General features: G+C 42.8%; 13 protein-coding genes. 9 read left to right on the top strand and 4 right to left on the bottom strand.

The genetic code is table 11. The features are described from left to right. Positions 1 to 183, top strand: a 183-nt coding sequence (locus tag LC653_RS00935; protein WP_229492173.1) for a hypothetical protein, incomplete at its 5' end; no start/stop codon positions are given. Between the two features lie 149 nt (positions 184 to 332). Here the strand turns inward: LC653_RS00935 and LC653_RS00930 are convergent. Beyond that, on the bottom strand, positions 333 to 857 hold the full coding sequence (locus LC653_RS00930) for a pentapeptide repeat-containing protein (RefSeq protein WP_229492172.1): 525 nt from the start codon (positions 855 to 857) through the stop codon (positions 333 to 335). Positions 858 to 1,018: 161 nt separating this feature from the next. Between LC653_RS00930 and LC653_RS00925 the strand changes: the two genes are divergently transcribed. Together LC653_RS00925 and LC653_RS00920 are read left to right on the top strand one after the other, a co-directional pair. After that, a complete protein-coding gene (locus tag LC653_RS00925) occupies positions 1,019 to 1,591 on the top strand; it encodes a Uma2 family endonuclease (RefSeq protein WP_229492171.1) in 573 nt (190 codons plus the stop codon). 165 nt (positions 1,592 to 1,756) lie between these two features. After that, on the top strand, positions 1,757 to 1,957 hold the full coding sequence (locus LC653_RS00920) for a hypothetical protein (protein WP_229492170.1): 201 nt from the start codon (positions 1,757 to 1,759) through the stop codon (positions 1,955 to 1,957). A gap of 64 nt (positions 1,958 to 2,021) precedes the next feature. Here the strand turns inward: LC653_RS00920 and LC653_RS00915 are convergent, their stop codons facing one another. Then, entirely contained in the window at positions 2,022 to 2,285 is a 264-nt protein-coding gene (locus tag LC653_RS00915) for a hypothetical protein (RefSeq protein WP_229492169.1), read from the bottom strand. 489 nt (positions 2,286 to 2,774) lie between these two features. Then, positions 2,775 to 2,909, bottom strand: coding sequence for a hypothetical protein (locus LC653_RS46080; protein ID WP_267922896.1), 135 nt, complete (start codon positions 2,907 to 2,909; stop codon positions 2,775 to 2,777). A gap of 182 nt (positions 2,910 to 3,091) precedes the next feature. On the opposite strand from LC653_RS46080, the gene LC653_RS00910 reads away from it, so the two are divergent. Together LC653_RS00910 and LC653_RS00905 are read left to right on the top strand one after the other, a co-directional pair. Further along, positions 3,092 to 5,068 carry an AMP-dependent synthetase/ligase gene (locus tag LC653_RS00910; RefSeq protein ID WP_229492168.1) on the top strand — a complete coding sequence of 659 codons (1,977 nt, stop codon included), beginning with the start codon at positions 3,092 to 3,094 and terminating at the stop codon, positions 5,066 to 5,068. A 42-nt stretch (positions 5,069 to 5,110) separates the two neighbouring features. Continuing rightward, positions 5,111 to 5,560 (top strand): YlqD family protein, encoded by a 450-nt coding sequence (locus tag LC653_RS00905; RefSeq protein WP_012412623.1) that lies wholly within the window; start codon positions 5,111 to 5,113, stop codon positions 5,558 to 5,560. A gap of 81 nt (positions 5,561 to 5,641) precedes the next feature. Here the strand turns inward: LC653_RS00905 and LC653_RS00900 are convergent, their stop codons facing one another. Further along, positions 5,642 to 6,115: a hypothetical protein gene (locus LC653_RS00900; RefSeq protein WP_229492167.1), complete on the bottom strand. Its 474-nt coding sequence runs from the start codon at positions 6,113 to 6,115 to the stop codon at positions 5,642 to 5,644. Positions 6,116 to 6,723: 608 nt separating this feature from the next. Between LC653_RS00900 and LC653_RS00895 the strand changes: the two genes are divergently transcribed. The 4 genes from LC653_RS00895 (at position 6,724) to LC653_RS00880 (ending at position 10,350) form a co-directional block, all read left to right on the top strand. Further along, positions 6,724 to 7,602, top strand: coding sequence for an NAD(P)H-binding protein (locus tag LC653_RS00895; RefSeq protein ID WP_229492166.1), 879 nt, complete (start codon positions 6,724 to 6,726; stop codon positions 7,600 to 7,602). Positions 7,603 to 7,880: 278 nt separating this feature from the next. After that, positions 7,881 to 9,182: a dihydrolipoamide acetyltransferase family protein gene (locus tag LC653_RS00890; RefSeq protein WP_229492165.1), complete on the top strand. Its 1,302-nt coding sequence runs from the start codon at positions 7,881 to 7,883 to the stop codon at positions 9,180 to 9,182. 587 nt (positions 9,183 to 9,769) lie between these two features. Then, positions 9,770 to 10,042 (top strand): CopG family ribbon-helix-helix protein, encoded by a 273-nt coding sequence (locus LC653_RS00885; RefSeq protein ID WP_229492164.1) that lies wholly within the window; start codon positions 9,770 to 9,772, stop codon positions 10,040 to 10,042. Further along, on the top strand, positions 10,033 to 10,350 hold the full coding sequence (locus LC653_RS00880; protein WP_229492163.1) for a type II toxin-antitoxin system RelE/ParE family toxin: 318 nt from the start codon (positions 10,033 to 10,035) through the stop codon (positions 10,348 to 10,350). Before LC653_RS00885 ends, LC653_RS00880 begins: the two co-directional genes overlap by 10 nt. The last annotated feature ends 124 nt before the right edge of the window (positions 10,351 to 10,474 follow it).

The raw sequence follows: 10,474 nt of genomic DNA, 5'->3' as shown, positions 1-10,474 counted from the left end.
CTAGTATTAATTGAGACTTTACAAATATCCTCTTATTTTGTTGCGAATGCACCCCTCATCGCTGTAATTGGAGATGAACTAAAATTCTCCGAAAAAAGGCCCGCTTTTGATAGTACCATCGGGCATAGTATTGGGCGAATAGAATTCGCGGCTACACAAGCAAAGTCCACCTCCGTGGACTAAGAGAAAATCAAGGGCTTCAAACCCACGGAGGTGGGTTTTGTCTGTATAGCCGCGATTTCTAATCGCCAGGGCTAGTATTAATTGAGACTTTACAAATATCCTCTTATTTTGTTGCGAATGCACCCCTCATCGCTGTAATTGGAGATGAACTAAAATTCTCCGAAAAAAGGCCCGCTTTTGATAGTACCATCGGGCATAGTGGTCTCCCAAATTAAATTACCGAACCTACAAATATTGATCTCCGAGACGTCAGCCGAACGAAAGTTAGTATGAGCCAAAATGGCGTAAGAAAAACTATCGATGTTAGCTCCACAGAAGGTAGCACGACTAGCGTTTATATGATTTAAGTCGGTTCCTCTCAAATCGGCTTCAGTCAAATCACACCAAAACAAGTTAGCAGAATACAAATTAGCATCCCTGACAATAGCACGTTTCAACCAAGCGCCTTCCAAGGAAACACCAAATAAATCGGCTCCAGTCAAATCGGCTCGACACAGATCGGCTTGTCTCAAATAGGCTCCGCGCAAGTTAATATCTCTCAAAATTGCCCCTTCGAGGTCAATCGAACTGTCGAGGGGAACACCCTCGGATTGAATCAACTCAATCCCAGCAAAGTTTCGCTCTCCATCAGCATATCGAGCCAACAACTCCTCAGCAGTTATTTCCCAAGGCATGATTTAACCTCTAAGTTTTTTCTAATCTCAAATATATGGATGTCTAAGCCTTTCTGGGCGGTTTCTGTCTATAAAAAAATAGCCCTGTCTAGTATACTTTGTGAATTTTCAAACATCCTTTTATGATTAAAATACAACAGCAAGATTAAAGGAGTTAGCTGATGAGTCAGATGCTAACAGCAGGAGTACGATGGACAATTCACGATGTGGAACTCTTCGCGGAAAATGAAGGGACGCGCTACGAGATAGTTGATGGAGAATTATTTATAACCAGGGCACCTCACTTTAAACACCAGCAAACTTGTGGCAGAATTTTCCAACAGCTTAACATTTGGTCAGATTCTACTGGTTTAGGAGAAGCTGTGATCAACCCTGGTGTTTTGTTTTCAGAATCAGATAATGTGATTCCTGATGTAGTTTGGGCTACTAAAGAAACCTTGGCGGTAATGTTGGATGAAGAGGGACATTTAACTGGCGCACCAGATTTAATAGTAGAAGTCTTGTCTGCAAGCAAGTCAGACGAAAGACGAGATAAGGAAGCTAAACTTAAGCTTTATTCTTCCAGAGGAGTAAAAGAATATTGGATTGCTGATTGGCGATCGCGTAAACTAGAGGTCTATCGGCGCGAACAAAATCAACTTAAGCTGGTAGAAACCCTATTTAGTAGTGATAATATAATTTCTCCCCTGTTGCCTGGTTTTAGCTGTACTGTAGACCAGTTTTTTCCTATATAAAAAATATTTATTTGTGGGAGATATGCACACTCATTGTTTTCCCAAAATGAAATGTGTATAACTTACCCTGAGACATCGCCTTGCACCAATAACTAAATTTTCTCCTCATCAAGGCGATATCTATAGATAATCAGCTTATATTAAGAAAAGCTGGGTATTTCAGAATTGGAAACTTCTGAGGTTACAGCAGATGGTGATGTTGCAGTATTTTGGCTTTTCGCAGACAGAATTGCTAGCAATTTAGGCAGCGCTAGGCAGCCAACAGTATTTAGCAGCGTCAGTAATATACCATCCATTAAACTCATATATGATCGTCCAGATTTCAAAATTGGTGTTTACTATATTTTTAGTTTGAAGCAAAGTTAGTACAATTGCTTCAAACCAGCATTTTGAATTTCCTTTATGAGATATAAGCTAACTAAATATATTCTTATAACTTCGAGGTGACTAAGTTAGTCGGCGCAAATAAAGCTAACTGGTGTTCGCGTAGCGTCTCCGACAGGAGAAGGCTGTCATTTGTCATTTGTCCTTTGTCATTGGTAAGGGTTTCAGGTGTATTTACTTTTCGTAATATAGTTCTGTTTTTTTCCACCGACTTACTTAGTATCGCAAAGCGGAAGTCAGCTCCAACTCTTGGAGACGCTGTGTTTCGACTCCGCTCAACATAAAGAAAGCGTTCGGGGAAGTCACGCATTCACGCATAATTGTATTCCGAGCTTCTTGCGCCATTTGCAATAGTATATTTATTTTTGCGCCTGCTCTACTAGTAAAATCTCTTTTTTCTCTCTGCGCTGCGCCAGTTGCTTCTCCCAAGGGGAGACGCTGCGCGAACAAGTCTCTTAACCGCAAGGGCGCACTGGCTTCTCTGTGCCTCTGCGGTTAAAAAGTAATTAATTTAACCACAAATACGCAGATAACACAAAGTTAAGAAGTTAAATGTCTAAAATTGTTATCCACCTTGAAAAGGCTAGCCTCGAGTAATTTTGATTGGCAAATAGTCTATCAATTCGGAGAACAATTAGGACAGAAATTAGGACTAAATTTACAGAATTGGCTGCCTGTCAATGCATAAGCTGTACAATAAGGAAAACTGGTAAGTTCCACTTTAGCTATTTGTGATTTTGAACCATTTGGCAACATTTCAATAAGTTTGGTTTTATGAGCCAGAAGGATAGCTAAAAGCTTAGGCAACGCCATGCAAGCAGCAATGTTGAGCAGCGTTAGCAGTATAGCGTCTATCAAATTCATAGGTAATCATCTCCTGTGAAACGTAGGCGTAGGCGTAGCCCGTCGTAGACATCGCTGTTATTAGCTGCAAACACAATCATTGCTTGCAGTCTATGTAAATTAACTTTAACATAAATTTTTGTAAATATAAACGTGGAATTCCTGGAATTATCATACACAGAGGAGAATGTGGATAATAAGGACAGTTATTGTAGCGTAATAACAAAATAAGCTAAGAATTACGATTAGTTTACGATATTTAGGTAAGGTGTTATGTCAAAAACCCAAACCGCGTCTTCTTTTTTATCTAACATCAGTGAACAAGAACGCCAGGCATTAAAGCGGTTGGTAGATTACACAAATGTGGAATCGCTGCCAGAAATTTGGCCTTTGGCAGCTGGGCGATTTGGTGATGTTGTCGCCCTCCGCAACCCTCATGTTAAACCAGAAGTAGCGATTACTTATACCCAGTTGGCAGAGCAAATGCGACTATTTGCTGCTGGGTTGCAGGCGTTAGGAGTAAAGGTAGGCGATCGCATTTCCTTAATTTCTGACAACAGTCCTCGCTGGTTTATTGCCGATCAAGGCATAATGACTGCTGGAGGTGTTGATGCGGTGCGTAGCTCCCAAGCGGAAAAAGAAGAACTGCTGTTTATCATTGCTAATAGTGGCAGTACGGCAATAGTAGTTGAGGATTTAAAGACACTTAAAAAACTGCAAGACCGCCTCAAAGATTTACCAATTCAGGTGGTAATATTACTTTCGGATGAAGCACCACCAACAGACGAAACCGTAAAGGTGCTGAACTTTGCCCAGTTGCTCGAAATTGGGAAAAATCATAATTTTGTGCCAGTCAAGCAAAATCGTGACGCTCTAGCAACCCTAATTTATACCTCTGGCACCACAGGTAAACCTAAGGGTGTAATGCTGTCTTATAGCAATTTGATGCACCAAGTGACAACCTTTGGCACAGTATTGCAACCAAACGCTGGCGATATCGTTCTCAGTATTCTACCTTCCTGGCACAGCTACGAACGAACTGTTGAATATTACCTACTATCTCAAGGTTGCACGCAAGTTTATACCAATTTGCGCTCAGTGAAAGCAGATTTGAGACAATTTAAACCCAACTACATGGTGGGTGTACCCCGGCTGTGGGAATCGATTTATGAAGGAGTGCAAAAGCAGTTCCGCGAACAACCAGCCAAAAAGCAACGCCTAATTAACTTTTTATTGGGCAATAGCGAGAAATATATCAAAGCGCGGCGAGTTGCTCAAGGATTGGATTTAACTAATCTTCATGCTTCAGCCGTCGAACGATTAACAGCTAAAATACAAGCATCTGCTTTATTACCCCTCCATGCCTTGGGAGAACGACTGGTTTATGCCAAAGTGCGAGAAGCCACAGGAGGACAAGTTAAGCAGATGATTAGCGGCGGCGGTGCGCTTCCCAGACACATAGATAATTTCTTTGAAATTATTGGTGTGCAGATTTTGCAAGGTTATGGCTTGACAGAAACTTCTCCTGTTACCCATGTGCGGCGTCCTTGGCGGAATCTAATTGGTGCATCAGGGCAACCACTACCCGCTACAGAAGCTAAAATCGTAGATCCTGAGACAAAAGCGCCTCTACCAGTAGAAAAGCGAGGCTTAGTATTGTTGAGGGGGCCACAGATTATGCAAGGCTATTACCAAAATCCCGAAGCGACAGCGAAAGCAATTGATGCTGAAGGTTGGTTTGATAGCGGCGATTTGGGTTGGCTAACACCAGAAGACGACTTGGTGCTAACAGGCAGAGCAAAGGATACGATTGTATTGACTAACGGGGAAAACATCGAGCCACAGCCGATTGAAGATGTGTGTTTGCGATCGCCATACATCGATCAAATTATGCTCGTCGGCCAAGATCAGCGCAGCCTGGGAGCCTTAATTGTCCCCAATGTCGAAGCCTTAGAAAAATGGGCAGCAAGTCAGAATTTGACACTGGATACGCAGAATGATCAGGTTGCTTCTTCACCTAGTCAAAAAATTGACTTCGAGAGTAGAATGATCCAGGATTTATTTCGGCAAGAATTGAATCGGGAAGTGCAAAATCGTCCAAGCTATCGACCGGATGACCGCATTGGAACGTTTAAACTGATTCTGGAACCGTTTTCCATCGAAAATGGCTTGATGACACAAACACTGAAAGTTCGCCGACACGTCGTCACGGAACGCTATCGCGATATTATTGACGGCATGTTTGCTTGATCATTCCACCTCCCAACTAGTAAGAGTGAACGTGAAATATTTATGGATGTCTCCAAATCTAACTTGCTCCTGAAACGTGTTGTTAACGTCAAAGTTATTGTGACTCCCCTCTGGAAAGAGGAAGTACAACAGCAGCTGCAAACGCAAATCAATCAACTCGATCAGCAACTGCAACAGCTAGACGTAGAAGGACAAAGAGCGATCGCTGCAATTCAAAAGCAGAGTCTGCAACCACCTGGCCCCCAGACTCTCCAACAAATTGACAATATCCAACTCCAAGTCAATCAAAAGAAAAGTGAATTTCTAGAGCAGAAAAATCAATTGCTGCAAAATCTCCAGCAAGTGCAGTTTCTTCAGCAAGATCAGGAAGTCAACCAATTCCAAATGGAAGGCTTTTTCCGGGTAGAGATCGGTGATAACCTGATTAGCAAAATGCAGGTCGAAATCGTTCTGCGCGATGGCGTTGTAGAAGAAATTCGCGGCGACATTTAGAAAGTTATGAGTTATGAGTTATGAGTTATGAGTTTAAATTCCTAACTCCTCACTCCAGTAGAGACGCGATTAATCGCGTCTCTACTCCTGACTGCTCACTCCAGCCCAAACAATTTGCCAGACTGGAGGTGAGCTAACAAAAAGCGATCGCCCAAAAGTAGTCATCTCAACTCGATATTTAATACCAACTGAATCATTACCCCCCTTGATTTGCGTAATCGTCACAAGGGCCTGATTTCGTTGTGGATAAGCTACCTCTACCTTTCGCGTTCCTCCCACTGATGCTATGTCGTCAAAGGCATTCAGGGCGAGGGTAGCAGGATCGCTACCTTGGAGAGATGAGTTGAGCTTTTCTAAAGGTATGGTTTTATAATCGGAACGCTCTGAGTATGCCACAACCTCTTGAGACTGATGTATTGCTCCCACCTGCTGGGTTTGTGCATTACTAGTCTCAACAATCGGTGCAGATTGCTGGTGGGTAAAATATACTCCAGCGCCAGCAGTGGCAAAGATACCTAGTATCACAATCAAAAAGAATTTCAACTTTGCCGACATAAAAGTAAACAGGAATTTCAAATAGGTTTATGACCAATTTTGAATTCTAGATTGAACTGTATCCCATATCCTCTACCTGTGAGAAGCTCTTGTATCTTAAGCAGTGGTTATGAGGAATATAGATAGCAATCCCATTTAATCTGTGAGAAACTCGTGGTGATTTTGGCAAGTCAATGACTAAAACGAGATCGAGCAAGATATTGGCTAACCATTGTGGATAGTTCTGTATTATAGACTTCTAAGCTATATTTAGGTTCCTAAAGTCAATCGATTAGTCATTTATCATTTGTTCTTTGTCATTAGTCAAAAGCTAATGTCAGTAAATCGCAAAGTTTTTCTCAAGGGCGATGTCTACGGTGGTCACCGAGCGGCTGGTGAGCGGAGTCGAACCTTGTCGAAGTGCGGGCTACGCCTACGCCAATTCAATTCACCGTACATATTAGTTCTAAATAATACCTAAATCATTAACAAAACTTATATTAGTGAAAAGAGTTTCAAAAAATGAAATTATAAGGAATGTACGCCCATCTTAATAATTACTATTGACTTCACCAAAATAACTAGCACTAACCGATTCAGAAACCCTTGCAAACAAAAACGAAATATTTATGAAAGCTATAGTAACAGGTTCTTTAGGAAACATCGGCAAGCCACTGGCAGAGGAGTTAGTACAAAAAGGTCATACGGTTACGGTTATCAGCAGCAAGCCGGAAAAGCAAAAAGACATTGAAGCCTTAGGCGCCACCGCCGCCATCGGCTCATTGTCAGACGTTGATTTCCTGGTGTCTACTTTTACCGGTGCCGATGCCGTGTTTGCTATGGTGCCGCCAGACTTTACCGAACCCGATCAGGTACAGTATTACCGGAGAATCGGCAGCAACTATGCCCAAGCCATTCAACAGTCGGGCGTAAAGCGTCTTGTTCATCTCAGCAGTACGGGCGCACATTTAGATAATGGCACCGGATTCATCCTCGGTTCTCACCATACAGAAAGCATTCTGAATGAGCTGTCAGACATAGCCATTACTCATCTGCGCCCTACTTACTTCTACACCAATTTGTACAGCTTTGTAGATATGATAAAAGGTCTGGGCTTTATCGGCGCAAACTATGGTGGCGACGACAAGATTGCAATGGTTCACCCAAGAGATATTGCCGCCGCCGCTGCACAAGAGATAGAAACACCTGTTACCGGCAAGAAAGTGCGATATGTGGGAAGCGACGAGCATACGGCCAACGAAGCCGCTCACATCTTAGGCATCGCTATTGGCAAGCCGGATTTAAAATGGGCAACTTTTACCAATGAGCAAATGCAAGACGGTTTGGAAAAGAAAGGAATGCCGACACATATTGCAGCCAACTTTGTTGAAATGGGTGCCAGCATTCACAGCGGCGCATTACGGCAGGATTATGACCTGCATAAGCCAATTACTATGGGAAAAGTAAAGCTGGAAGATTTTGCAAAGGAATTTGCTGCTGCTTTTTAAAAAGGGTGATTGTCTTTGTACAAAGAGGCTGCTTCAAAAGGGGCAAAGGGGCAGCTTCTTTATTTTTTTCATTACAGGCTCACTATATGGGTAGTTTTGCCGAATTGTAAATAATTCGTCACGAAGACCTTGACATTTGAGTTGAGGCGCTCAGTACAAGTGCCCAATTCCCAATGCCCAACCTAAAATATAAACAGTCTAAAACTCTCTCATCAAGATACAATTCGATCTGATAAAAACTGTTAAAGTCCATAAACCATTGATTCCCAAACCACCCTATGAGCATTCACGAAGTATTTATGCCGGCGCTGAGTTCCACCATGACCGAAGGCAAAATCGTTTCCTGGGTGAAATCGCCAGGGGACAAAGTGGAAAAAGGCGAAACAGTGGTGGTTGTAGAGTCAGATAAGGCAGATATGGATGTAGAAACCTTTTATGAGGGATTTCTTGCCCATATTATAGTTGAAGCTGGTGAAACTGCCCCCGTAGGATCTGCGATCGCCTTCATCGCCGAAACGGAAGCTGAAATTGAAACTGCCAAATCTCTTGCCAATTCTGGCGGCGCGGCTGCTACTACTACCTCTTCCCCTGAACCAGTTGCTGCCACAGCCTCAGCCGCAACACCTGCCTTAGCGTCTCAAAACGGGTCTAACCACAAAGAAGGAAGGCTTATAGCTTCACCCCGTGCCCGTAAGTTAGCCAAAGAACTCAAAGTTGATTTAACTACACTCCAAGGTAGTGGCCCCCACGGACGCATTGTTGCCGAAGATGTAGAAGCATTGTCTAACAAGGGCAAGCAAACTGCACTTGCCCCAGTTGCTCCACCAGCACCCATACCAACCAGTGCCCCAGTTGCGCCCCCAGCACCTCACACACCAGCACCCGCACCCGTGGCAGCGGCTGTTCCTGGTCAAATTGTACCTTTAACTACCTTCCAAAATGCTGTCGTGCGGAACATGGTAGCCACCATATCCGTGCCCGTCTTCCGTGTCGGTTATACAATTACCACCGATGGATTAGACAAACTTTATAAACAAATTAAATCCAAAGGCGTGACAATGACAGCGCTACTGGCGAAAGCTGTAGCAGTGACATTGCAAAAACACCCATTGTTAAATGCTAGCTACTCAGACCAGGGTATTGTTTATCATTCTGATATCAACATTTCCGTAGCAGTAGCGATGGATGATGGCGGATTAATTACACCTGTGCTGCAAAATGCAGACGCAGTGGATATATATTCTCTGTCGCGTACTTGGAAATCTTTGGTAGAACGTGCCAGGGCAAAACAACTACAACCCCAAGAATACAACAGTGGTACTTTTACCCTGTCCAATTTGGGGATGTTTGGCGTAGATAAATTTGATGCAATTTTACCGCCTGGACAAGGTTCAATTTTAGCGATCGGGGCATCCCGTCCACAAGTGGTAGCAACAGCCGACGGTTTATTTGGCGTGCGGCAACAAATGCAAGTCAATATTACTTCTGACCACCGGATTATTTACGGTGCCCATGCTGCGGCGTTCTTGCAAGATTTAGCGAAATTGATTGAGACGAATCCTCAATCTTTGACAATGTAATTTTGAAAAGACACCAAATTTAAATGTTAGCGCTATCAGCGAGCAGCAGTTTTTCGTGGAGTAGCGCTAACAATAAATAATACCTACACTTAATTTTTTATGGACAAACTATAATAATTTTGGACTTTTACTTGAGCAGTTGGTGTTCCTCTAGATTCAATATCTTGCCAATGTTTAATTGCTCGATCTATCTTAGTAGACTGAACAATAGAATAAACAAAGCCCTCGGAAACTAAAAACTTCCAAATGTCGAATTTTCCTTGCTATTCACTATTCCAGAGAAAAGGATTGTTCCAGAATTTGTGATTTTTAGGAAGATTTGCATTGTAACTTTCTAGAACCCTAAAGATTCTTTCCGTTTCTGGATGCATTTGTTACCCTCAATTAAGAATTCGCTTCTGCAACTAGATTACCCAACAGAAGTTCTGAAGTGTTCCTGTTACCGATAAACTTTTGGAGCATTTTTACTAAGGCGATCGCAGTCTAAACGCCATCAGCCAAATTTGGAATTGTGAACCTTTGTATGATTCGCTTGTATACATCGTATACATCAAGCTAAAATGAGTGATTAAAAGGAGAGTTTTTCAATGTCTCAAAGCGAAGTTGTTACCGTTAGATTAACGCCAGAGATTAAGGCGAAGTTGGATGCCCTTGCTAAAAGTACACGGCGTAGTAAGTCTTGGTTGGCGGCAGAGGCGATCGCCTTGTACGTGGAACAGTCAAGCTGGCAAATCCAGATGATTGAAGAGGCGGTGAAAATTGCTGATAGCCCACAAGCTCGATGGATTGAAGGCTCCGATGTGTCAGATTGGCTTGACACTTGGGGAATGGAGAATGAAAAGCCATCTCCATGCGTTTAGTTTTTCTTGAGCTTGCCGTTTCCGATCTAACAAGCATCCGTGACTACATTGCTGATGCTAACCCGTCAGCTGCTCGTGAGGTGGCCACACGTCTACAGCAAATTATCAAAAAGTTGCTGATAATGCCGAACCTTGGTAAACCAGGACGAGTGTTTGGTACTAGGGAATTAGTGACACCGCCAATTGGTAAGACTGTCTATGTGGTGGTGTACAGAGTTCAGGATATGCGCCTGGAAATTCTGCGGATTCTGCCTGGAATGCGGGACATTGATCGTATTCTTGAAGAATCGGGCATAGACGAGGAGTGAAATGGCACAGGTAAATAACTTAAGCTTTTATCTTCACTAAATATAGCAATCCTAAATCATTCGTGAAAAGTTAGATCCCCGACTTCTCAAAGAAATTAGGGATATGGACACCGATAATTTTTAC

Origin of the sequence: Nostoc mirabile CHAB5784 (assembly GCF_020829645.1) — a bacterium.
In the GTDB taxonomy this organism is placed as follows: Bacteria; Cyanobacteriota; Cyanobacteriia; order Cyanobacteriales; family Nostocaceae; genus Nostoc; species Nostoc mirabile.
The sequence above is the reverse complement of the archived record's forward strand: the minus strand, read 5'-3'. Positions and strand labels throughout refer to the sequence as shown.